The following is a 22,036-nucleotide window of genomic DNA, read 5'->3' as shown; positions in this document are numbered from 1 at the left end:
GGTGAACCAGATCCGGCGCAGATCGCGTGACGGCGCGCGCGCGTGCGCATGCCGCCCATCGGAAATCCACCGATGCCGCATTGCGGCGCGGGCGCGAATCGCTATAACCTTTCAAATCAATTTTAAAGGTGAATCATGCAGCTGGAATTCCATGTCTTCAAACCGGCCGATCTGGTCGGCGGCGACCCGGCTTTGGACCTGGTCAACACTGTCACCGCGCGCGACACCCAGCCGCGCGACTGGCTCGACGACTATGCCGGGCTGCTGCGCTGGGCGCGCCAGAGCGAGTTGTTCGCGCGCGGCGATCTCAATGCGCTGGACGCGCTCGCCGCCGAATCGCCGGCCAAGGCCGCCGCCGCGCTGGCGCGCTGCAAGAACTTGCGCGAAGCGCTGTGCGAAGCCTTGTACGCCCTCGCCCACGGCCGGCAACCGGACGATGCGGCGCTCGACAGCCTGGATCAGGCGCGGCTCGCCGCCTCGCGCGCCGCGCGGCTGGTCTCGCGCGATTCGCGATTGCAGACCCAGTGGTCGGTCGAACGCTCCGGTCTCGACCTGATCGCGCACGTCATCACCGCGTATGCGATCGAACTGCTCAAGGACGCGCGCCTGGACCGGCTGCGCGTGTGCGACGGCAACGATTGCGGCTGGGTGTTCATCGACACCTCCAAGAACGGCCGCAGGCGCTGGTGCGACATGGCCACCTGCGGCAACGTGGCCAAGGCGCGGCGGTTCCAGCAGCGGCAACGCGACGACTAGCGCCCCGCGCGCACAGGACGCCACCGTGAACCCAACTACTCCGCGTCATCCCGAACCCGCCGTGTACTGGTTGGCCAGCGCGCTGCTCGCCGCGACCTGCGCGACCGCCTACGCCATGGCCTACCACCGGCCCGCGGCGCGTGCGCCCGAGCCGCTACGCTGGGCGCCACCGAATATCAGCAGCGACCAGTACGAATCCTCGCCGACCTTCACACCGGACGGCCGCGAGATTTACTTCATGCGCAGCGACCGCCAATTCGCCAACTGGCGGCTGCTGCATTCACGTTGCGAGGCCGGCGTCTGGTCGACGCCGAAAGCGCCCGCGTTCGCCGCGTCCAAACCGGGCCTGGATGCCGATCCGTTCGTAAGCGCCGACGGCCGCCGCCTGTATTTCGTATCCACGCGCCACGACCCCAAGGGCGAAGACCTCGATATCTACGTCGTCGAACGCATGCGCGATGGCGAATGGAGCCAGCCGCAACGCCTGCCCGAACCGGTCAATTCGAAAGCGTCCGAGCTGCTGCCGCGCGCGATGGCCGACGGTCGCCTCTACTTCGGCTCCAGCCGCGACGGCGGCCACGGCAGCGGCGATATCTACCTGGCCACGCCGCAGGCGGGCGGCGCCTGGCAGGTGCGCAATCTCGGCGCGCCGGTCAGCACCGCGGCGAACGAGTACGAAGCCGAGGTCTCGCGCGACGGCCGGCGCATGATCGCGGTGATCGACCGCGGCGACCGCTCGCATCTGTACCGTTTCGAACGCAGCGGCGACCGATGGATCGAGCGCGAGCGCATCAAGGCGCGCGGCGACGTGTTCCAGGTCGGCCCGCTGTTGTCGCCAGGCGGCGACCGGCTGCTGTTCGCCCAGGCCGATGGCGAACGCTCCGGCGAATTCTTCGTGATCGATCTGGCGGCGTCGCCCGACAAACGCTGGCCGCCGGATTGCGCCAGCGTCAAACGCTGACTACGCCCGCGACAGCAGCCTCAACCGCCAGCAGCGCCGCCCTGCAGTAAGGCGCTGCTCCACAGCATCGCCGCGAACGCCGATCCGAACATCGCCATCGCCGCGCCGGTGATGCCCAGCGCCACCCATATCGCCACCACCTGCTCGACATCGCGCTGGATCACCACCCAAGTCGCGGTTTCGGCCTCGGGCGCGGGGTTTTCGATCGATAGTTCGACCACGCCATCGTCGGGCGTGATGAAACTGGTGACGACCCGGTCCGAGGCGGCTGGTGGTTGTAGCGCACCCGCAGCCACTTGCCGTACTGCTCGAGTTCGGCGCCGTTCGCGTCGCGCAGCACGAAGCGCGCATCGTCGAAGCAGTCGCGGTAATCGCCGCGCTCGATCGACACGTTGCAGTACGCCGTGCCGGGCAATTCCAGCCGCTGCCGCGGCAACGGACGCAGCCGCGCCAGGGTCGCGCTGGCATGCACGTGCATGCCGTACTTGAACGCGAGGAGCATGAACACGACGCCGAGCGCGGCCGCCGCCGGAAACGCGAAATGCCAAAGCGTCCATGCCATCGACGATTCCTCCTGTGTGCGCGCGGAACGCCTTCGGCTCGATTCAAGCCGAAATGCCGGGCGCGTGCTCTTCCTCGTGGTCCCGCCGCGACGGCCGCGGCTTGGGCGCGATCAACGGGGTCTGCTGCATGTTGCCGTACAACAGCGAAGTCCCCGCGCGCACGCCGCCGACCAGTTCGAGTTCGAAACGTTCCGCGTCGCGGCGGCGGATATCGGCCACCACCTCGGCGGCTTCGTCGACCGGCACGCCGAGTTCGACCAGCGCCGCTTCGCCGAAGCGCATCGCCGATTCGAAGGTCTCGCGCACCTGCAGATCGACCCCGGCATGCACCAGATCCAGCGCGTGTTCGCGGTCGAAACTGCGCGCCAGCAAGCGCGCCTGCGGAAATTCGTGCTTGATCAGCTGTGCGGTGACCGTCGCCGCGGCGCGGTCGTCGATGCAGATCGCGATCAGCTGGGCGCTGTCGGCGCCGGAGGCGTGCAGCACGTCCAGGCGCGTGCCGTCGCCGTAATAAACCTTGAAACCGAAGGTCTGCGCGCTTTCGATCATCTCCACGTCGGTGTCGATGATCGACACCTCGACCCCGCGCGCGAGCAGCGATTGCGACACGACCTGACCGAAACGGCCGAAGCCGATCAGCAGCACGCTGCCGCTGAGCCCGTTGGGTTCGTCCACGCCTTCCAGCGACAGCGCGATCTTCGGCGACAGCTTGCGCAAGGCGATGATCGCCAGCGGGGTCAAGGTCATCGACAGCACCACGATCGCGGTCAGGTTGGCGTTGATCTCGGCGTCGATCAGCTTGGCCGCGGCCGCGGCGGAAAACAGCACGAAGGCGAATTCGCCGCCCTGCGCCATCAACACCGCGCGGTCCAGCGACTCGGTATGGCAGGACTTGAGCAGCCGCGCGACGATGTAGATGCATACCGCCTTGACCACCATCAGCGCCAGCACGCCGCCGACGATCAGCGGCCAGTTCGCCGCGACCACGGTCAGGTTCAGCGACATGCCCACGCTGAGGAAGAACAGGCCCAGCAGGATGCCGCGGAAGGGTTCGACATCGGCCTCGAGCTGATGGCGGAAGGTCGATTCCGACAGCAGCACCCCGGCCAGGAACGCGCCCATCGCCATCGACAGGCCACCGATCTGCATCAGCAGCGCCGCGCCGAGCACCACCAGCAGCGCCGCCGCGGTCATCACCTCGCGCGCCTTGGCCGCGGCGAGCACGCGGAACAGCGGGTTCAGCAGCCAGATGCCGGCCGCGAGCAGAGTCGCCAGCGAAGCCATGGCGATGCCGATGTCGAGCCAGCGCGAATGGGTCGCGCCGCTCGCGTCCGGCGGCGCCATCAGCGCGACCAGGGCCAGCAGCGGCACGATCAGCAGGTCCTCGAACAGCAGGATCGAGACGATCCGCTGCCCGCGCGGCAACGCCAGGTCGCCGCGTTCGCCGAGGATCTGCATCACGATCGCGGTCGAGGTGAGCACGAAACCCATCGCGCCGATGAAAGCGACCACCGGCGGAAAACCGAACAGCAGCCCGACCCCGGTCATCGCCGCCGAGCACAGCGCGATCTGCGCGGTGCCCAGGCCGAAGATCTCGCGGCGCAGGCTCCACAGGTGCGAGGGCCGCATCTCCAGGCCGATGATGAACAAGAACATCACCACGCCGAGTTCGGCCACATGCAGGATCGCCTGCGGATCGGCGAAGAACCCCAGTCCGAACGGCCCGATCGCCAGGCCCGCGGCCAGATAGCCGAGCACCGAGCCCAGGCCGATCCGCTTGAACACCGGGACCGCGATCACGCCCGCCGCCAGCAGCACCACCACATTGACCAGTTCGCTGCCCTGCGCTTGAGCTGCCATCGCGCGTCTCCCGTGTTGCGTTTGCCGTTGATCGATCGCGCGGACGGGGCAATGGCCGGGTCGTTAGCCGAAGCCGCGAGCCATGCCGGACCACCGCCGCCGCGCCGCTACAGCCTAACAGGCGCGGTGGCGCGGACCGCCGCGCAATGCACGTTCCAGGCGGGGAAAGCCGCCCAACCCGGCGTCGGCATTGCGTATCATCGCCATCATCTCGCCCCCGATCCGCTGCCCCAGGAACGCAATCAGGATGTTTCGCCGCATGGCCGCGCCCGCCCTCGCCTGTGTGATCGGCCTCGTCTCGACCGCCGGGCCGGCGCATGCGCAAAGCGAGCGCGTGCAGGTGGTCAGCGCGATCCTCGCCGATCGTCCCATCGACGGCGCCACGGTCAGCCTGCAGCGCGTCGACCGTCCCTCGCTGGTCGCGACCACCGACGCGCAAGGCCGCGCCACGCTCGATCCGGTGCTGGCGCGCGACCCGCAATCGCGACTGGTGATCGCCAAGCCCGGCTATGCCGAGCTGATCGTGCAATGCCCCTGCGAGGTCCCCGCGTATGCGCTCAGCCCGGTGATGCACAACCTCGACGGCATGCGCGTGGTGCTCAACTGGGGCGACACCCCGGCCGACCTGGACGCGCATCTGAGCTACCCCGGTAACCACGTCTATTTCGAACGCAAGAGCGGACGCGACGCCAGCCTGGACTTGGACCACAGCGGCCAGCGCGGCCCGGAAACCATCACCGTGCAGCGCCGTCATCCGGGCCAGAGCTATACCTTCGCGGTCCACGACTTCGGTCATCGCGACCAGGCCGACAGCCGCGCGCTCGCGCGCAGCCAGGCGCAGGTGTTCGTGTACATCGGCGAATCGCTGGTGCGCAGCTATCGGGTGCCGCAAGGTCAAACCGGCAATCTGTGGACGGTGTTCCGGGTCGACGGCGAAGGCCGCTTCGACGACCTCAACGCGATCAGCACCGTCGCGCTCGGCGCCGAACGCATCGGCGACGAGATCGCGCGCATCGGCGGCCGCGGCGGCGACGAGCCGGTCGGCAGCGAAGCCGGCGACGCCGCGGTCGCGACCAACCTGCGCGGCGAGGCGGCGTATCGCAGCGGCGATCTGCGCGGCGCGGTGGCACTGTACCAGCAGGCGATCGAACTCGATCCCGCGCATGCGCTGAGCTACAGCAATCTCGGCCTGGCTTACGTAAAGCTCGGCCGCGCCGCCGAGGCGATCTGGGCCTCGCGCAAGGCCATCGCCCTGGCCAAGGGCGCGGGCGCGGCGACCATCCGCGCCGGCGCGTACTACAACATCGGCAAACTGTACGAAGAAGACGGCCAGTACGAACGGGCCATGTCGAACTATCTGGCGGCCAAGCGCGAAAAGCCGGACAAGACCTACGATCAGGCATTGGAGCGTGTCAGTGGCTATTGAACATCCGCCTCGCAAGCGCGCGCGCCTGCGCCACTCGATGTCTTTCGCGCTGTCGCTGCTGGCGTGCATGACGAACGCGCAGGCCGCCGGCCCGTCCGAAGTCGCCAGCGCCGATCGCGCGACCTGGCCGCACGCATTGAATTCGCCGGCCGCGTTCGATCGCGCCTCGCGCGCCGAGATCCTCGCCTTCGGCCACGAACTGGCGCTCAGCGAAGCCATCGACGACGCGGCCTTGGCGCAACGGCTCAAGCTCAAGCAGATCGATCGCGCATCGGTCGACAAGATACGCGCGCGTTTCTGGCAGCGGCTGAGCGCGAACTACCGCCTCGCCTCGCGCGCCTGCGCGCCGCGCGAGGCGTTCTGCCAACCCGCCGCCGACACCGCCGCGCTGCGCGCGCTCGCGCTTGCCTTCAACGCCGCACCCGACAACGCCTACGCCGCCTGGCGCGGCGACGCGGCGCGCTTCCATCGCATCTATCTCGACGAACAACTGCGCCTGGCCGCGCTGTTCCCGCGCACCAGCAGCGAGATCGACACCTATTCGCCCGACGAAGTCGACGGCAGCGAACTGCCCGACCGGCAGTTCCTGCTGACCTTCGACGATGGCCCCAGCGCGGCCGGCGGCAACACCGACAAGCTGCTGCGCGTGTTGCGCGAGCACAAGCTCGACGCGACCTTCTTCGTGCTCGGACAGTCCTTGCAGCAACAGGTCGCGGCGAATCCGAAGCTGAGCACCGCGCAGCGCTATGCCGGCATGTGCGTGGCCTCGCATGGCTGGGAGCACCAGTCGCATTCGCGCTGGCCGCAATGGCAGGATTCGGTCCTGCGCAGCGCCGCGTTGATCAAGGCCCAGGCTGACCCGCTGTACGTACCCTTGTTCCGTCCGCCCTACGGCCAGCGTCTGGCCGACAGCGGCGGTTTCTTCCGCGAACACGGCCAGCGCGTGGTGCTGTGGGGCATCGATTCGCAGGACTGGAACGCGAAGATGACGCCGACCGATATGCAAGGCCGGCTGCTGAGCCTGATGCTGTTGTGGCGACACGGCACGATCCTGTTCCACGACATACACGACAAGGCACGCATTGCGCTGCCATGGGTGCTGCAGCACACGCGCGGCGCCGGCGTGCACTGGGTCGACTGCAAGGATTATCCGGCGCGCGGTTGATCGGCGCCGATAATTTCGTTCGTCTCTCGCGCGGTTTCGTCGGCCCGATCCGCGCTTCATCGCAAACCCATCGCTGGCGTATTCACGCCGGATGCCGCCTGCGCCACATTCGGCGCGACGCCGCCTGAGCGGTGTCGTTCGCGCAGTCCGAGCGTACGTCCGACCGGATGGGACGCTCAAGGGGACACGACTGCGCGGACTTCAGTCCATCGTCATCCAAGGAAGACTCGCCATGCTCAAGACCCACACCGCCTCGGCGCTCGCCGCCGGATTGCTCTCGCTGATCCTGCCGTTGGCCGCGTTCGCGTCCGATCCGCCCAGCGTCCTGGAAAACCAGTCCGCCTGCGGCGGCAGATACTCGGCTCGACTGCAACTGGATTTCGGCCAGACCGGCACCACCGCCAGCGCCCACGCCGAAGCCAGCTTGGTGCGTCATCCCTTCGTCCACGGGTCGATCCCGTACCCCAGCTATTTCGTCGCCGAAAGCACGGTGATGCGGCGCAACTCGGTCAACCCGAACTGGACCAGCGACACCCACAGCAGCGAAGTCTACGGCGCCTTCTCGACCTCGCCGGTCACCGCGAACGGCATGTTGTTCAAGGACGCGGGCTGCGAATTGGTCGCCAGCGCCATCGTCAACGTGCACTGCCCCGATGGCAGCTGGGAGACCAAGCAGCTCACGCGCAACTGGGTCGGCTGCGGCCTGTAAGCGACTCGGCGGCCGCGCGCGCTGACGCGTGGCCGCGCGCCCGATAACGCATCGGCCGCTATTGCGATGCGATACCCGGCGTTGATTACCGCGTTGAATAGTCCAACCGTGGTCGGCTGAATACCCAGCCGGCCACGGCGTCGCGATTGCGCGGCCTGGATCGACCGACTACAGCGCAGATCGATTGCGCCCGTCCGAACTGGACTACCTCGACTGCGCGCGCTCAACGCCGCGCACGGCCTGTGGCCTTGAACTTGCCGCCATGCAAGTCCGCCACGAGATTGCTGACGATGAGCCGTTGCTCCCGCGGATTGCGAGTAACCGTAGGCGCACGAAGGATTTCGCGCGCTCGAGTCACTCACTTCAAGGAGGAGCCATCAACAAACCGCATCGTCCGCCGGCGCAGCCCCCCGCCTGCCTACGGGTCGGCGACCGTAGCCGACGCACCGACGCTTTCGGCGTTGTGTCGGAGCCGACGACGCCGGCCACGCCCACGCCGTCGCTTTCATCGATTCAACCCTCAGACAAGGAACGTTCCATGCACAAGATTCGTTCGATCGGCCTGTTCGGCACCCTGACCGCGTGTTTGCTCGCTTCGCTATCCGCCGTCGCCACGCCGCCGCCCGATGTCGACACCTTGGTACCGCTGTGCAACGGTGCCTACACCGGCCGCTTCACCTTCGACTTCGGCAACACCACCTCCACCGCGACCGTCGTGGTCAACACCACCGTTCTTGCGAACAACGCCGTCAGTCCGCCGGTTCCGCGCTACACCTTGCGTTCGCAGGCGGGGCATCGCAACAGCCCGAGCGATCCGTGGACCTTCGAGACGACTCAGCGTCAAGGAGAAAATCAATATCCGCCGGCGCCGGCCGAGGCGATCAAGTTCGTCGGCCGCAGCTCGACGTGCGAACTGAACGCATTCGCCATCATCGACGTGGTTTGCCCGAACGGCACGGTCGACAATCGCAGCAAGCAACAGAACTGGATCGGTTGCGGGCTTTGATCGCTCGGCGAACGTCTGACCGCAAACCGGATGCCGTGATCGCGGCATCCGGTTTTTTCGCGCTCCGCCACCGCGCGGAATCGAGTCAGACCAACGCCGCCTGATGCACCCCCGCCACCGCGCGGCCCGACGGATCGGCGGCATTGGCGAAGGCCGCGTCCCAGGCGATCGCCGCCGGCGAGGAACAGGCGATCGACTTGCCGCCGGGCACGGTCTCGGCGCAGGCGGTGCCCGGGAAGTGGCGCTCGAACAGGCCGCGGTAGTAATAGGCCTCCTTGGTCTGCGGCGTGTTGATCGGGAAGCGGCTGGCGGCGGTGGCGAATTCGCGATCGCCAACCTGCGCCTCGGCGTGCGCCTTGAGTCCGTCGATCCAGCCGTAGCCCACGCCGTCGCTGAACTGCTCCTTCTGCCGCCACAGGATCGAATCGGGCAGATAGCCTTCGAAGGCTTCGCGCAGCACCGCTTTCTCGATCCGGCCGGTGGCCTTGTCGACCATCTTGGCCTGCGCGTCCATGCGCATCGCCACTTCGATGAACTCCACGTCCAGGAACGGCACCCGCGGCTCCACGCCCCAGGCCATCATCGACTTGTTGGCGCGCAGGCAGTCGAAGCTGTGCAGCGCATCGAGCTTGCGCACCAGTTCTTCGTGGAACTCGCGCGCGTTCGGCGCTTTGTGGAAATACAGATAGCCGCCGAAGATTTCGTCCGAGCCTTCGCCCGACAGCACCATCTTCACGCCCATCGCCTTGATCCGGCGCGCGAGCAGGAACATCGGCGTGGAGGCGCGGATGGTGGTGACGTCGTAGGTTTCGATGTGCGCGATCACATCGGGCAGTACGTCCAGGCCTTCTTCGAAGGTGTAGGTGAAGCCGTGATGGACGGTGCCGAGCGCGGCCGCGGCGATCTCGGCCGCGGCCAGATCGGGCGAGCCTTCCAGGCCGATCGCGAAGGAATGCAGGCGCGGCCACCAGGCTTCGGCCTGATCGTCCTCTTCGATGCGCCGACGCGCGAAACGCGCCGCGCAGGCCGCGACCAGCGATGAATCCAGACCGCCCGACAGCAGCACCCCGTACGGCACGTCGCTCATCATCTGCCGATGCACCGCGCGCTCGAACGCCTCGCGCAGTTCCTGCTTGGACACCTCCACGCCTTCGGTCGCCGCGTAGTCGCGCCACGGACGCTGGTAATACTTCACCGGCACGCCGACGTCGCTGTCGTAGTAATGCCCGGCCGGGAACGGCGCGACGTCGTCGCACAGCCGCGCCAGCGCCTTCATTTCCGACGCGACCCACAGGCGGCCGTCGGCGTCGTGGCCCCAGTACAAGGGACACACGCCGAACGGATCGCGCGCGATCACGTAGCGGCCGCGCGCCGCATCCCACAGGGCAAAGGCGAAGATGCCGTTGAGGCGGTTGAGCAGTTCGCCCAGGTCGGCGCTTTCGCGGTACAGCGCGTTGATGACTTCGCAATCGGACTTGGTCTGGAACGCATACGGTTGCGCGAGCTGCTGCTCAAGTTCGCGATGGTTGTAGATCTCGCCGTTGACCGCCAGCGCCAGCTCGCCGTCGGCCGAACGCAGCGGCTGCGAGCCGCCGGTGGGATCGACGATGGCCAGGCGCTCATGCACCAGGATCGCGCGCGCCTCGACGCTGACGCCGGACCAGTCGGGGCCGCGATGGCGCTGCTTCGCCGACAGGGACAGGGCCAGCGGCCGCAGCGGCCGCAGATCGGCGCCGGGGCGCAGGTCGAACAAACCTAGGATCGAGCACATCGAAAATCTCCGGTGGGGTTATACGGCTCTTTTCTGAATCCCCAGCCATGGATGGCCGGGCTTTTGTTCAAGGACGAACACCTGCTCTAACACACACCCCAAAAACAAAAAAACCCGCACTTCGCAGTGCGGGCTTCCTGAGCGATTGAGCGTGTGTTGCGCGCGCTAATCGCCGGCCCGCGGGAGGCTGGCGTTATTGCGATTATTATTGTTGCCCCGTACCGCGGCCGCGCGCGCGCGGCCGGCGAAGGCGGCGCTGCGGGCGATGGCGATGGCGGAATGCAAGCTCATGGACCGATCCTGCTTGAGGACGGCGCCGGATGCAAGCGCCCCGGATGCGGGCCAGCGCGACGGCCGTCGCGGTCCCGCCATTTCACCCCGTCCGCCCCACGCGTCGCGGCATCTGGCGTGGAAGGGCTATCGCTGCCGCCGCTATTCGCTCAGGCAACGGATCGTTCGCAACGGGCCGCAAAGCCGCCGTCCGCCGCCCCTCCATGACAGGCCGCCAGATTCCGTGGCCGCCCGGGCAAAACCGTTCTTCGACCAACCCGCCACTTCATCCCAGCTTCGCCGGGCCGCCGCAGACTTCGGCTAAGCTCGCCCTACGGAGGACCTTCATGGCCAAATGGATCAAGCGCGGTGTGCTCGCGCTGCTTTGCCTGTTCGCGATCGCCGCTGTCGGCGCCTGGTGGTTGCTGCGCGGCAGCCTGCCGCAATTGCAGGGCGAGCTCGCCCTGCCCGGCCTGTCGGCACCGGTGACGATCCAGCGCGACGCGCTCGGCGTGGTTACCGTCGACGCCGCCAACCAGACCGATGCGATGCGCGCGCTGGGCTATGTCCACGGCCAGGAGCGCTATTTCGAAATGGACCTGCTGCGCCGCACCGCCGCCGGCGAGTTGTCGGCGCTGTTCGGCGAACGCGCGCTCGATTACGACCGCCGCCATCGCGTGCATCGCCTGCGCAGCCGCGTGCAGCGCGAACTGGCCGCTTTCGCCAACGACAAGACCGCGCTGCTGCAAGCCTATAGCGACGGCGTCAATGCCGGCCTGCGGGGGCTGTCGCGCAAGCCCTGGCCTTATTTGCTGCTGCAGGCGCAGCCCGAGGCCTGGACGGTGACCGACTCGGCCCTGGTCGGTTACGCCATGTATTTCGACCTGCAGGACGGCGCCAATGCGCGCGAATTCGGCGACTGGCAACTGGGCCATTCGCTGCCCGCGCCGCTGTACCGGTTGCTGAGCCACGCCGGCACCAGCTGGGATGCGCCGCTGTTCGGCGCGCCGATCGGCGATGCGGTCCTGCCCGGCGCCGATCAGGTCGACCTGCGCAAACTGCCCACGCCGGCGCCCGGCGGCCTGCTGCAACTGCCGTTTCCCGACGAGATCGGCAGCAACAACTTCGCCGTCGCCGGCAGCCTCACCGCCGACCGGCGCGCGATCGTCGCCGACGACATGCACCTGGGCCTGCGCGCGCCCAACCTGTGGTTCCGCGCGCGCCTGCGCTACGCCGACGCGCGCGTGCCCGGCGGCCGCATCGACGCCAACGGCTTCACCCTGCCCGGCCTGCCGGCGCTGGTGGTCGGCAGCAACGGCCAGGTCGCCTGGGCGTTCACCAACAGCTACGGCGACTGGGCCGACTGGTCGCTGGAACCGGGTTGCGCGAGCACGGCCAAGCCCGGCGGCTGCGCCGGCCTGATCGAGCACGAGGAACTCATCGCGGTCAAAGGCGGCGCGGCGCGGAAATTCCTCGTGCGCGAAACCGCCTGGGGCCCGCTGATGCACGACAACGCCGACGGCAGCGCGCTGGCGCTGCGCTGGTCGGCGCACCTGCCCGGCGCGCTCAATATGGGCCTGTCGGAACTGACCCGCGCGCAATCGGTCGACGATGCGATGAGCATCGCGCGCGAGGTCGCGCTGCCGGTGCAGAACCTGGTCGTCGGCGACCGCAACGGCAAGATCGGCTGGCGCCTGCTCGGCCCGATTCCCGAACGCGAAGGCGATTGCGCCACCACCCTGGCGGTCGAGAACGCAGACCCGCGCGGGCAAGCGCTCGCGCCGCCGACCTGCCCCCCGTGGACGATCCAGACCCAGGACGCACCGCATCTGATCGCGCCGCCCTCGGGCCGGCTGTGGACCGCGAACACCCGCACTCTCGACGGCCTGGAACTCGAACGCATCGGCGACGGCAACTACGTACTCGGCGCGCGCGCCGGACAGATCCGCGACGGCCTGTTCGCCAAGCAGCGTTTCAACGAACGCGATCTGCTGGCGATCCAGCTCGACGATCGCGCCTTGTTCCTGCAGCGCTGGTGGAAGCTGCTGCAGGATCAGGCCGCGCGCACCGGCAAGAACGGCGACGGCACCGCGCTGGGCGCGCTCGCCACCGCCGCAAAGCAATGGGAAGGCCGCGCCGAACCCGGTTCGGTCAGTTATCGCTTGGTCCGCAACTGGCGTCGCGCCGTGCATACGCGTATCGCCAACGGCCTGACCGCGCCGGCGCAGGTCGCCTTGGGCAAGCAATTCGAGATGCCCGAATTCAAGCAGCTCGAGGGCGTGGTCTGGCCATTGCTGGAGCAGCGCCCGGCGAATCTGCTGCCGCGCAACGAAGCGTCGTGGGACGACCTGCTCGAACACGCCGCGCGCGACGTGCTCGACGATTTCGGCATCGCGCCCGGCGCGAACGCCGCCGCGGCCTTGGCCAAGCACACGTGGGGCGAGCACAACACCGCGCGCATCTGCCACCCGCTCGCCTCGGCCCTGCCCGGCTTCGCCAAGCGCGCGCTGTGCATGCCGTTCGAGCAACTCCCCGGCGACGCCGCGATGCCGCGCGTGCAGCGGCCGGATTTCGGTGCCTCCGAACGCATGGTGGTCTCGCCCGGTCACGAGGTCGACGGCATCATCCATATGCCCGGCGGCCAGAGCGGGCATCCGCTATCGCCGTTCTGGGGCGCGGGTCACGACGATTGGGTACACGGCCGGCCGACGCCGTTCTTGCCGGGGCAGGCGCGTTATACCTTGACGTTGAAGCCGTAGCGATCGCTTAGGCGTCGTGGCGACGGGCGACGGGCGCGCGCATCATGCTTGCGACTGCCGTTGCCGTTGCCGTTGCCGTTGCCGTTGCCGTTGCCGTTGAAGGATAGCCTCAGCTTTGGCTTTGGCTTTGGCTTGAGTCCGAAGCCGCGCAGCTCATCCAGCGCTGCGAAGCCCGGAACTCGCGTTAGCAAAAGCACACCCGAAGGGCGGCGTGCAGGATGCACGCCGTGCGCCACCGGGACATGGATGTCCCGTGTGGCGCATGCCTGCGGAAGCCCCGCACTTGCGGGCACTTGATTCACAAAAAAGCGTTTTTCTTTGGTTACCTTTCTTTTGTCGCTTTTGACAAAAGAAAGTAACTCGGCCGCTTGCGGACGAAAGCTGTTGATCTTGCCTTTGGCTTCAAAAGCTCTAGAGCTTCAAAGCTTATAAGCTTTAAAGCCTTTAAAGCTGCAAGCAGGATCAAAAGCTTCCGCCGCTGAAGCGGCGGGTCACTTTCTTTTGTCTAAAGCAACAAAAGAAAGGTAACCAAAGAAAAATGCTTTTTTGTGAATCAAAGGCCCGCAAGCGCGGAGCTTACGCGGGCACGCGCCACACGGGACATCCATGTCCCGGTGGCGCGCGACGCGCATCCATGCGCGTCGCCCTTCGGGTGTGCTTTTGCTAACGCGAGTTACAAGCCTCGCAGCGCTGGTGGTGCACTGGGACTTCAGGCTCAAGCAGAAGCCGCATTGCCTACCTGTAGGAGCGGCGCAAGCCGCGACCGCGAAAACCCAACTACGGCGAAGGCTTCGAGCAGACGCGAGATACAAGCGAACCGATCAACCAACCATCAACCGCTCAATCAGCGCCAGATACAACCCCGGCAACGCCTCAAGATCCGCCACCGACACATTCTCATCGACCTTGTGAATGCTCGCATTCACCGGCCCGATCTCGATGCACTGCGCTCCCAGCGGCGCGATGAAGCGCGCATCCGAAGTCCCACCGCCCGTGCTCTCCAACGGCGCCGCGCCGGCAAACCGCGCCAGCACCTCACGCGCCGCCGCGCGCAGCGGACCTTCCGGCGTGTAGAACGGTTCGCCACCGCGAAACCAACGGATTTCGTACTCGAGCCCGTGCGCCTGCAACACCGCCTCGCACTCGCGCTCGAGCCGTTCGGCATTCCAGCTCGGATTGAAGCGCAGGTTGAACAACACCTGCAGCTCGCCCGGAATCACATTGTTGGCGCCGGTCCCGGCATGGACATTGCTGATCTGCAGCGAAGTCGGCGGAAAGGTTTCGTAACCATCGTCCCATCGCCGTCCGGCCAGTTCCGACAGCGCCGGCATGGCCTGATGGATAGGGTTGCGCGCCTTTTCCGGATAGGCGACATGGCCCTGCACGCCGATCACCTTGAGCGTCGCCGACAAGGTGCCGCGCCGCCCCACCCGCAACAGATCGCCGAGCTTCGCGGTCGAGGACGGCTCGCCGGTGATGCACCAGTCGATGCGCTCGCCGCGCGCGCGGAAGGTGTCGGCGACCCGGCGCACGCCGTCGATCGCATCGCCTTCCTCATCCGAAGTCAGCAACAAGGCGACGCGACCGCGATGGCGCGGATGCTTGGCCGCGAATTGCTCCAACGCCACCACGAACGCCGCCACGCTGCCCTTCATGTCGGCCGCGCCGCGCCCATACAACACGCCGTCGCGGATCTCCGGCAGGTACGGATCGCTGGCCCAACTGTCGACCGGCCCCGACGGCACCACGTCGGTATGGCCGAGCAGCACCAGAGTCGGCCCATCGCCGTCGCCATGCACCGCCCACAGATTGTCGACCTCGCCGTAGCGCAGGTGTTCGCAGGCGAATCCGGCGCGGCGCAAGCGCTCGGCGATCAAGGTCTGACACCCCAGATCCTCCGGCGTCACCGACGGCCGCGCGATCAGATCGCAGGTCAGCGCGAGCACCGCGCTGCGCCCATCGGCATGACCGGCCGCGCTCACGAGCCGATCCCGAACCGCTGCTTGAAGCCGTTGTTGCTGAAGCCCTGACTGACCTTGCCGTCGTCGGTCACCACCACCGGCCGGCGGATCAGTTGCGGGTATTCCTTCAACAACAGCTTCCACTCCGCATCCGACGCCGGCTCCTTGCGATTGGGCGGCAAGGTGCGCCAAGTGGTCGAAGACTTGTTGATCAACGATTCCCACCCGCCGAGCTGATTCTTCCACTCGATCAGCGTCTCCGGCGCCTGCCGGTTATCGCGGTAATCGACGAAGCCGTGCGCGATCTCGAAGCGGTCCAGCCACTTGCGCGCTTTCTTGCAGGTGTCGCAGTTGTTCAAGCCGTAAAGCGTCGTCATCTCGACCTCGGTTATTGTTTTAAGCCGATACATTTCGTGTTCGATTCCGGCGCTCAGCCGGAACCATGCATACCGTCGGCACCGACGAACTCATCATGGATTTTCTTCAGCGCGATACGCTGTCTGAGTTCGACCACCGCCGTGCTCTCGACGTAGAATCCCAGCCAGTTCTCGCGCGCAATGAACGAGACGCGGTCGCCCAAGCGCCCTGGCCGACGCAGCAGCAATGTCACCCGGGCCGGCCGAAACGCATGGCTCGACGATATTTTTTCGATGTCGGCGATCGGAATGCTCTCTTCGATGCTCCCACGCCGCACCCGCAGGTAATCGCCGTGATCGACGACCTCGTCCGCCAGCCTTCCCATCTTCACGCCGTGCGCGGCGGCGGCGATGATGGCGAGCGCGAAGAAGACCCAGAAATACCAGGGCCACGCGCCATCTGACTTGCTCCACTGCAACGAAGCAGCCGCCAGAATCAGCAGACTCATCGCCGGCGCAATCCATTTGTAGACCACCATCATGCGGGCCGAAATTCGGATCATCGATCCGCCCTGGGCAAATCCGCGTCGTGACGCGGCCTCGCTGCGCCGGCTGCGGCGCGGCGCTCGATCTGGTCCGCGCTGGTGGCGAAGTTGCTGAAGAAAATGATGTCCGTACCCAGGCGGGTACGGCGGCAGATGCGCAGGCTGATCGATCGCCAGTGCCGCCGCGCGCGGGCGATCTCCTCGATGCGCATCAGCTCGACCATGTCGCCGCGACGCACTCGCAGCATGTCGCCGAAATCCGTGACCTCGTCGGCATAGCCCCTGAAAAAAACAAACACCACGCCAGCCGAGAACAGCAGCGGCAAGAGCACGACGAGCATCTCGAACAAGGAAAAACCGCCGAAGAAAATCACCGCGCCGGGCACAAGCATCAGCGCGGGGAATATGCGCTTATTCAAGTACGGACTTTGCGAGATCACCTCGCCCCGGGTTCGAAGGTTCGCGCTCATCACTCGAGGTCACCGTCCTTTCCGAATCGCTGAACTCGGCGGGCCGTTGATCCGGCCCGCCGCGACCTCAGTCGGCCAACCCGCGCAGCAGATCGTTGATGCTGGTCTTCGAACGCGTCTTCGCGTCGACCTGCTTGACGATCACCGCGCAGTACAGCGAATGCGATCCGTCCTTGGCCGGCAGCTGACCGGACACGACCACGCTGTACGGCGGCACCGAGCCGTAGCTGATCTCGCCGGTGGCGCGGTTGTAGACGCGGGTGCTCTGGCCCAGGAACACGCCCATTCCGATCACGCTGTGGTGGCCGACGACGAAGCCTTCGACCACTTCCGAACGCGCGCCGATGAAGCAATGGTCTTCGATGATGGTCGGCGAGGCCTGCAGCGGTTCGAGCACGCCGCCGATGCCGGCGCCGCCGGACAGGTGGCAGTGCTTGCCGATCTGCGCGCACGAACCGACCGTGGCCCAGGTGTCGACCATCGTGCCTTCGCCGACGTGCGCGCCGATGTTGACGAAGCTCGGCATCAGCACCACGTCCTTGCCGATGTAGGCGCCGCGGCGGGCGATCGCGCCGGGCACGATGCGCGCGCCGAGCTTGCGGAAATCGGCTTCGCCATAGCCGTCGAAACGCGCCGGCACCTTGTCCCAGAACGGCGCCGGGTCGGCTTCGACCACCTGCATCTCGTTGACCCGGAAGTACAGCAGCACGGCTTTCTTGAGCCATTCGTTGACGCTCCAGCCGCCCTTGCCGTCGGGCTCGGCGACGCGGAATTCGCCCTGCTCCAGGCCGTCGATCACGCGTTCGACGGTCGGTCGGGTCGAGCCTTCGATCTCGTCCGGGGTCAGCATGCTGCGGCGCTCGAAGGCGCTGTCGATCATGAACTTGAGTTCGTCGATGCCCGGCGCCTCGTTGCTCTTCTTCTTCGCGGTCTTCTTGGTGGTCTTCTTTGCGGGGCTCATCGACTGTCTCCTTCGAGGCAGGCCAGCAGCGCGTCGCGCAGGGCCTGCTGTTGCGTTTGATCGAGCGGGCTATCGTGCCCGTCGCTGTTGACACTGGTGATCTGGAACACGTCCTCGGCGCGTTCGCCGAAGGTGGCGATGCGCGCGTCGTGCACGCGCAGGCGTTGTTTGCGCAAGGTCTGGGCGACGTCGGCGAGCAGGCCGGGGCGGTCGGTGCAGACCAGGCTCAGCACGCTGCGCGGGCTCAGCGCATCGGGCTTGGAATAGGCGGCGAATTCGATCTGCGGCGCGATGCGGAAATGGCGCAGATGCCGCGGTTGCGCGCGGCGCGCCGGCTTGATCCGTTCCAGCGATCCGGACAGCGCGGCTTCCAGTCGGCGTTCGACCTCTTCGGCGCTCGCGGGCTGACGCGGATCGGTCGGCACCACTTCGAAGGTGTCGAAGATCGCGCCGAGCGGACCGTCGAGCACGCGCGCCTGCTGGATCGCCAGGCCGAGACGATCGAGCGTGGCCACGATCGCGGCGAACAGGCCGTCGCGATCGGGCGAATGCACGAACACTTCCAGCGCGCCGGCATGGGCGCCGCCGTGGGCGCTGACCGGTCGCGCGCGCACGCGTGTGTCGCCCAAGGCCACGCCACGCAGCGACGCTGCCTGCCAGGCGATCTGATCGGGGCGTCCGCGCTGGAACGCGATTTCCGGCATGCGCGCGAACAAGGCGGCGATTTCTTCGTCGCGCGCGCCGAACGCGGCCAGCATGGCCTGCGCGGCTTCGCGGGTTTCCGCGGCGCGTTCGGCGCCGGCCACCGGATGCTCCAGGCCGCGCCGCAGCGCAAGCCGGGTCGCGGTGTACAGGTCGGCGAGCAGCCGGTCCTTCCACGCGTTCCACAACTTCGGCGAAGTGCCGGCGATGTCGGCGCAGGTCAGCAGGTACAGGTGATCGAGGTGTTCGCGATCGGCGACCTTGCTGGCGAACCGGTGGATCACCTCGGGATCGGCGATGTCCTGCTTCTGCGCGGTCACCGACATCAGCAGATGCTGGCGCACCAGCCACTCGACCAGCGCGGTGTCGGACTCGCTCAGGCCCATGGTGGCGCCGAACACGCGCGCGTCTTCGCCACCGAGTTCGGAATGATCGCCGCCGCGGCCCTTGGCGATGTCGTGGAACAGGCCGGCCAGCAATAGCAGCTCGGGTTTACGCAGGCGCGGCCAGACTTCGTGGGCGATGCTGAAACGCTCGTCGGCCACGCCCGAAGCGAAGCGCGCCAGATTGCGCAGCACCGCAAGCGTGTGCTGGTCGACCGTGTAGACATGGAACAGATCGAACTGCATGCGCCCGGAGACTTTCGAGAACGCCGGAATCCAGCGACCGAGCACGCCCAGGCGCGCCATGCGTTCGAGCGCATGCACCGGATGCGGGCCGCGCAGGATCTTGAGGAAACGTTCGCGCAACGCCGGTTCGGCCTGGTCGAAGCTCGGAATCTTACCCAGCGCTTCGGCCAGGGTACGCGCGGTCTGCGAATGCAGGCCGCGGATTTCGTCGTGGCTGGCCCAGGCCGCGAACAGCGCGAACACGTCGGCGGCGTCGCGCGGCCACTCGGCGTCGCGCGCGGCGATGTAATCGCGACGCAGTTCGAACGCGTCGTACGGCGAGGACAGCGGCACCGGCACCGCTTCGCCTTCGATCTGTTCCTCGAAACGTTGCAGCAGGCGCTCGCCGATCCGCAGCACCAGCGCGGCGCTGCGGTAGAAGCCCTGCATCATCTGTTCGACCGCGAGGTTGTCGGCGTTGTCGACATGGCCCAGGCGTTCGGCGAGCAGCTTCTGGTAGTCGAAGCGCAGGCGCTCTTCGCGCTTGCGCGCGACCAGATGCAGGCCGAAGCGCAAGCGCGACAGCGCGCGGCGTTCGCGTTCCAGCGAGGTCAATTCGTCCGGGCCGAGTTGGCCGATCGAGACCAGCGATTCCAGGTCGGAGGTGCCGATGATGCGCAGCGCCATCCAGTGCAGGGTCTGCACATCGCGCATGCCGCCCGGGCCTTCCTTGAGATTGGGCTCGAGGTTGTCGGCGGTGTCGCCGTAGCGCGCGTGGCGCTGGCGCAGTTCGTCGCGCTTGGCGATGAAGAAGTCGCGCGCCGGCCACACCTGCGATGGCGATACCGCCACCTGCAAGGCCATCTGCGCGATCGCGTCGGCGACGATCGGGCGCGCTTCCAGCATCGCGGTGAGCACGGTCAGGTCGGCGGCGGCCTCGGTGCATTGCGCGGCCGAACGCACCGCGTGGCCGACCGGCAGGCCAGCGTCCCACAACGAAGCGAAGAAACAGCCGAGCTGTTCGGCCTGCGCGGTCTGCGCCTGCGGCTCGGCCAGGATCAGCAGGTCGATATCGGACTGCGGAAACAGTTCGCCGCGGCCGTAGCCGCCGACCGCGAACAAGGCCAGCGGCGCGCCGTCGTCGATGCAGGCGCGCCACGCGGCGCGCACCTGAGTGTCGACCGCGTCGGTGCGCGCGCGCAGCAATCGATCGATGTCGGCTTCGGCATCGCGGTCGAAACGTTCGGCGAGCGCGGCATCGACCGCGGCGAGCGCGGCGCGGATCGCCGCGGGGCTGCCGGGCGGCGGCGCATCGGCCGCCGGATCGAGCGCCGCGCTGGGCGGCGCCGGGGGCGTCGCCGATGGGTTATCGGCGACGGGGCCGGTCATAGGTCGTTGTCGTCGCCCGGCACGCGGGTCAGGATCTCGACTCCGTCGTCGGTGACGGCGATGGTGTGCTCCCACTGCGCCGACAACTTGCGGTCCTTGGTGACCACGGTCCAGCCGTCGGGCAGGGTCTTATGGCGATAGGTGCCTTCGTTGATCATCGGCTCGATGGTGAAGGTCATGCCGGGCACCAGCTTGAGGCCCTCGCCCGGATGGCCGACATGCAGCACCTGCGGATCCTCGTGGTAGATCCGGCCGATGCCGTGGCCGCAGTAATCGCGCACCACGCTGAAGCGCTCGGCTTCGGCGTAGGTCTGGATCGCGTGGCCGATGTCGCCCAGGGTCATGCCCGGCTTGACGATGCGGATCGCGCGGAACATCGCCTCGCGGGTCACCTCGACCAGGCGCTTGGCCATGACCGACGGCGTGCCGGCGTAATACATGCGGCTGGTATCGCCGTGCCAGCCGTCCTTGATCACGGTGACGTCGATGTTGACGATGTCGCCGTCCTTGAGGATCTTGCTGTCGCTGGGGATGCCGTGGCAGATCACGTTGTTGACCGAGGTGCACACGGTCTTCGGAAAGCCTTTGTAGCCGACGTTGGCGGGGATCGCCTTCTGCACGTTGACGATGTGCTCGTTGCAGATGCGGTCCAGCTCGCCGGTGCTGACGCCCGGCTTCACGTAGGGCGCGACGACCTGCAGCACCTCGGCGGCCAGGCGGCCGGCGACGCGCATCTTTTCGATCTCTTCGGGGGTTTTGATGGAAATGGCCATGGCCGCATTATCGCTCATTCACGTTCGCCTATCATCGCGCCGAACGCATCGCTGCGTATCGGCCGGCAGGCTTGGGTCGGCCCGTCCCGGGAGAATCCGATGAATCCGCGCGCTATCGCGATCGCCGCCGGCCTGGCCGGGTCGTTTCTGCTGAGCCCGGCCATCGCGGCGCAGGCTGCGGCCTCGCCACCTGCGCCGCCCGCGCCGGCCTTCGTCGAACTCGCCCCGGGCCTGTCGGTGTTCAAGGGACCGGCGACCACCGTGCTGCTGGCCGAATCGGCCGACGCCGCGCTGCTGGTCGACAGCGAGCTGGGCAAGACCGCGCCGGCGCTGCAGCAGGCGTTGCAGGGCCACAAACCGCTGCGCTACGTGGTCAACACCCATTGGCACCTCGACCATGTCGGCGGCAACGAGGCCCTGGCCGGCCGCGGCGCCAGCGTGGTGGCGCACGAAAATGCCTATCGGCGCATGGCCCAGGACACCTACCTCAAGCACCTCGACCGGATGATGCCGGCCCTGCCGCCGGCCGGGCGCCCGAGCGTGACCGTGCTCGGCGACGCTCGCCTGCGCCTGGGCGAGCTGGAAGCGCGGCTGATCCATGTGCCGGCCGCGCATACCGACGGCGACCTGCTGGTGCATTTCCCGGCCGCCAACGTGCTGCACATGGGCGACTGCTTCTTCAACGGCCTGTACCCGATCATCGACACCGGCACCGGCGGGACCGTCGATGGGCTGATCGCGGCACTGGATCGCGGGCTGGCGCTGTCCGATGCGGGGACCCGGATCGTCGCCGGGCACGGGCCGGTCGGCGACCGGGCCGATCTCAAGAAAGCGCGAGACATGCTGGTCGAGGTTCGCGACCGGGTCGCCCGGCTCAAGCGCGCCGGCAAGACCCGCGAGCAGACCCTGGCGGCGGCGCCAACCCGCGACCTCGACGCGATCTGGGGCCAGGACTGGGTCAAACCCGCGCAGATCGTGGGCTCGGTCTACGATTCGCTGCCTGCCCGGCCTTAGGGCGGTCGACA

General features: G+C 67.3%; 20 protein-coding genes and 1 pseudogene. 8 read left to right on the top strand and 13 right to left on the bottom strand.

Translation table 11 applies throughout. From position 1 onward, the window contains the following. The first annotated feature begins 135 nt into the window (after positions 1–135). Both IEQ11_RS08585 and IEQ11_RS08580 read left to right on the top strand, forming a co-directional pair. Positions 136–756 (top strand): CGNR zinc finger domain-containing protein, encoded by a 621-nt coding sequence (locus IEQ11_RS08585; RefSeq protein ID WP_191822806.1) that lies wholly within the window; start codon positions 136–138, stop codon positions 754–756. Between the two features lie 25 nt (positions 757–781). Next, positions 782–1,717 carry a TolB family protein gene (locus tag IEQ11_RS08580; RefSeq protein WP_191822805.1) on the top strand — a complete coding sequence of 312 codons (936 nt, stop codon included), beginning with the start codon at positions 782–784 and terminating at the stop codon, positions 1,715–1,717. A 20-nt stretch (positions 1,718–1,737) separates the two neighbouring features. Here IEQ11_RS08580 and IEQ11_RS08575 read toward each other — a convergent pair whose 3' ends face one another. From IEQ11_RS08575 to IEQ11_RS08565, 3 genes are read right to left on the bottom strand one after another with little or no spacing between them, the layout of a single operon-like run. Beyond that, a complete protein-coding gene (locus IEQ11_RS08575; RefSeq protein ID WP_191822804.1) occupies positions 1,738–1,881 on the bottom strand; it encodes a hypothetical protein in 144 nt (47 codons plus the stop codon). Continuing rightward, on the bottom strand, positions 1,878–2,279 hold the full coding sequence (locus IEQ11_RS08570; protein ID WP_191822803.1) for a hypothetical protein: 402 nt from the start codon (positions 2,277–2,279) through the stop codon (positions 1,878–1,880). Before IEQ11_RS08570 ends, IEQ11_RS08575 begins: the two co-directional genes overlap by 4 nt. A gap of 43 nt (positions 2,280–2,322) precedes the next feature. Further along, on the bottom strand, positions 2,323–4,140 hold the full coding sequence (locus IEQ11_RS08565) for a monovalent cation:proton antiporter-2 (CPA2) family protein (protein WP_096414105.1): 1,818 nt from the start codon (positions 4,138–4,140) through the stop codon (positions 2,323–2,325). 259 nt (positions 4,141–4,399) lie between these two features. Between IEQ11_RS08565 and IEQ11_RS08560 the strand changes: the two genes are divergently transcribed. The 4 genes from IEQ11_RS08560 to IEQ11_RS08545 all read left to right on the top strand — a co-directional run bounded on the left by IEQ11_RS08560 (position 4,400) and on the right by IEQ11_RS08545 (position 8,446). Beyond that, positions 4,400–5,566 carry a tetratricopeptide repeat protein gene (locus tag IEQ11_RS08560; protein WP_191822802.1) on the top strand — a complete coding sequence of 389 codons (1,167 nt, stop codon included), beginning with the start codon at positions 4,400–4,402 and terminating at the stop codon, positions 5,564–5,566. 37 nt (positions 5,567–5,603) lie between these two features. After that, the gene (locus tag IEQ11_RS08555) at positions 5,604–6,731 is read left to right on the top strand and encodes a polysaccharide deacetylase family protein (protein WP_191822801.1); all 1,128 of its coding nucleotides are present in this window, start codon (positions 5,604–5,606) and stop codon (positions 6,729–6,731) included. A 232-nt stretch (positions 6,732–6,963) separates the two neighbouring features. Further along, positions 6,964–7,440 carry a hypothetical protein gene (locus IEQ11_RS08550; protein ID WP_036113923.1) on the top strand — a complete coding sequence of 159 codons (477 nt, stop codon included), beginning with the start codon at positions 6,964–6,966 and terminating at the stop codon, positions 7,438–7,440. Between the two features lie 538 nt (positions 7,441–7,978). Beyond that, positions 7,979–8,446 (top strand): hypothetical protein, encoded by a 468-nt coding sequence (locus IEQ11_RS08545; protein ID WP_191822800.1) that lies wholly within the window; start codon positions 7,979–7,981, stop codon positions 8,444–8,446. An 85-nt stretch (positions 8,447–8,531) separates the two neighbouring features. Here IEQ11_RS08545 and asnB read toward each other — a convergent pair whose 3' ends face one another. Next, positions 8,532–10,217 carry an asparagine synthase B gene (gene asnB, locus IEQ11_RS08540; RefSeq protein WP_046656150.1) on the bottom strand — a complete coding sequence of 562 codons (1,686 nt, stop codon included), beginning with the start codon at positions 10,215–10,217 and terminating at the stop codon, positions 8,532–8,534. Between the two features lie 165 nt (positions 10,218–10,382). Further along, the gene (locus IEQ11_RS25870; RefSeq protein ID WP_281439926.1) at positions 10,383–10,508 is read right to left on the bottom strand and encodes a hypothetical protein; all 126 of its coding nucleotides are present in this window, start codon (positions 10,506–10,508) and stop codon (positions 10,383–10,385) included. A gap of 326 nt (positions 10,509–10,834) precedes the next feature. On the opposite strand from IEQ11_RS25870, the gene IEQ11_RS08535 reads away from it, so the two are divergent. After that, positions 10,835–13,246 carry a penicillin acylase family protein gene (locus IEQ11_RS08535; RefSeq protein WP_191822799.1) on the top strand — a complete coding sequence of 804 codons (2,412 nt, stop codon included), beginning with the start codon at positions 10,835–10,837 and terminating at the stop codon, positions 13,244–13,246. Here the strand turns inward: IEQ11_RS08535 and IEQ11_RS08530 are convergent. The 8 genes and pseudogenes from IEQ11_RS08530 to map all read right to left on the bottom strand — a co-directional run bounded on the left by IEQ11_RS08530 (position 13,222) and on the right by map (position 21,011). After that, positions 13,222–13,548, bottom strand: coding sequence for a hypothetical protein (locus IEQ11_RS08530; protein ID WP_247024766.1), 327 nt, complete (start codon positions 13,546–13,548; stop codon positions 13,222–13,224). The genes IEQ11_RS08535 and IEQ11_RS08530 overlap by 25 nt on opposite strands. Before the next feature lie 519 nt (positions 13,549–14,067). After that, positions 14,068–15,228: a succinyl-diaminopimelate desuccinylase gene (gene dapE, locus IEQ11_RS08525; protein WP_247024764.1), complete on the bottom strand. Its 1,161-nt coding sequence runs from the start codon at positions 15,226–15,228 to the stop codon at positions 14,068–14,070. Then, positions 15,225–15,584 carry a Spx/MgsR family RNA polymerase-binding regulatory protein gene (locus IEQ11_RS08520; RefSeq protein ID WP_191821924.1) on the bottom strand — a complete coding sequence of 120 codons (360 nt, stop codon included), beginning with the start codon at positions 15,582–15,584 and terminating at the stop codon, positions 15,225–15,227. Before IEQ11_RS08520 ends, dapE begins: the two co-directional genes overlap by 4 nt. A gap of 53 nt (positions 15,585–15,637) precedes the next feature. Beyond that, positions 15,638–16,126 (bottom strand): hypothetical protein, encoded by a 489-nt coding sequence (locus tag IEQ11_RS08515; protein ID WP_191821923.1) that lies wholly within the window; start codon positions 16,124–16,126, stop codon positions 15,638–15,640. Then, the gene (locus IEQ11_RS08510) at positions 16,123–16,578 is read right to left on the bottom strand and encodes a hypothetical protein (RefSeq protein WP_191821922.1); all 456 of its coding nucleotides are present in this window, start codon (positions 16,576–16,578) and stop codon (positions 16,123–16,125) included. Before IEQ11_RS08510 ends, IEQ11_RS08515 begins: the two co-directional genes overlap by 4 nt. 67 nt (positions 16,579–16,645) lie before the next feature. Beyond that, a pseudogene (gene dapD / locus IEQ11_RS08505) lies at positions 16,646–17,482 on the bottom strand (2,3,4,5-tetrahydropyridine-2,6-dicarboxylate N-succinyltransferase); the annotation flags it as partial. A 53-nt stretch (positions 17,483–17,535) separates the two neighbouring features. Next, positions 17,536–20,238, bottom strand: a complete 2,703-nt coding sequence (gene glnD / locus IEQ11_RS08500; RefSeq protein ID WP_191821921.1) for a [protein-PII] uridylyltransferase — start codon at positions 20,236–20,238, stop codon at positions 17,536–17,538. Further along, positions 20,235–21,011 (bottom strand): type I methionyl aminopeptidase, encoded by a 777-nt coding sequence (gene map, locus IEQ11_RS08495; RefSeq protein WP_036113789.1) that lies wholly within the window; start codon positions 21,009–21,011, stop codon positions 20,235–20,237. Before map ends, glnD begins: the two co-directional genes overlap by 4 nt. Before the next feature lie 99 nt (positions 21,012–21,110). Between map and IEQ11_RS08490 the strand changes: the two genes are divergently transcribed. After that, positions 21,111–22,025, top strand: a complete 915-nt coding sequence (locus IEQ11_RS08490) for an MBL fold metallo-hydrolase (RefSeq protein ID WP_191821920.1) — start codon at positions 21,111–21,113, stop codon at positions 22,023–22,025. Positions 22,026–22,036 lie beyond the last annotated feature (11 nt).

Source organism: Lysobacter capsici (genome assembly GCF_014779555.2).
Lineage (GTDB): Bacteria > Pseudomonadota > Gammaproteobacteria > Xanthomonadales > Xanthomonadaceae > Lysobacter > Lysobacter capsici.
This window is presented reverse-complemented; position numbering and strand designations above follow the sequence as displayed.

Excerpts from the sequence above, each read along its gene's own strand:
- IEQ11_RS25870 (WP_281439926.1), bottom strand. The coding sequence starts at position 10,508 with ATGAGCTTGCATTCCGCCATCGCCATCGCCCGCAGCGCCGCCTTCGCC.
- IEQ11_RS08565 (WP_096414105.1), bottom strand. The coding sequence starts at position 4,140 with ATGGCAGCTCAAGCGCAGGGCAGCGAACTGGTCAATGTGGTGGTGCTG.
- IEQ11_RS08570 (WP_191822803.1), bottom strand. The coding sequence starts at position 2,279 with ATGGCATGGACGCTTTGGCATTTCGCGTTTCCGGCGGCGGCCGCGCTC.
- IEQ11_RS08545 (WP_191822800.1), top strand. The coding sequence starts at position 7,979 with ATGCACAAGATTCGTTCGATCGGCCTGTTCGGCACCCTGACCGCGTGT.
- IEQ11_RS08490 (WP_191821920.1), top strand. The coding sequence starts at position 21,111 with ATGAATCCGCGCGCTATCGCGATCGCCGCCGGCCTGGCCGGGTCGTTT.
- IEQ11_RS08555 (WP_191822801.1), top strand. The coding sequence starts at position 5,604 with ATGTCTTTCGCGCTGTCGCTGCTGGCGTGCATGACGAACGCGCAGGCC.
- IEQ11_RS08560 (WP_191822802.1), top strand. The coding sequence starts at position 4,400 with ATGGCCGCGCCCGCCCTCGCCTGTGTGATCGGCCTCGTCTCGACCGCC.
- asnB (WP_046656150.1), bottom strand. The coding sequence starts at position 10,217 with ATGTGCTCGATCCTAGGTTTGTTCGACCTGCGCCCCGGCGCCGATCTG.
- IEQ11_RS08520 (WP_191821924.1), bottom strand. The coding sequence starts at position 15,584 with ATGACGACGCTTTACGGCTTGAACAACTGCGACACCTGCAAGAAAGCG.
- IEQ11_RS08585 (WP_191822806.1), top strand. The coding sequence starts at position 136 with ATGCAGCTGGAATTCCATGTCTTCAAACCGGCCGATCTGGTCGGCGGC.
- glnD (WP_191821921.1), bottom strand. The coding sequence starts at position 20,238 with ATGACCGGCCCCGTCGCCGATAACCCATCGGCGACGCCCCCGGCGCCG.
- IEQ11_RS08550 (WP_036113923.1), top strand. The coding sequence starts at position 6,964 with ATGCTCAAGACCCACACCGCCTCGGCGCTCGCCGCCGGATTGCTCTCG.
- IEQ11_RS08535 (WP_191822799.1), top strand. The coding sequence starts at position 10,835 with ATGGCCAAATGGATCAAGCGCGGTGTGCTCGCGCTGCTTTGCCTGTTC.
- map (WP_036113789.1), bottom strand. The coding sequence starts at position 21,011 with ATGGCCATTTCCATCAAAACCCCCGAAGAGATCGAAAAGATGCGCGTC.
- IEQ11_RS08515 (WP_191821923.1), bottom strand. The coding sequence starts at position 16,126 with ATGATCCGAATTTCGGCCCGCATGATGGTGGTCTACAAATGGATTGCG.
- IEQ11_RS08510 (WP_191821922.1), bottom strand. The coding sequence starts at position 16,578 with ATGAGCGCGAACCTTCGAACCCGGGGCGAGGTGATCTCGCAAAGTCCG.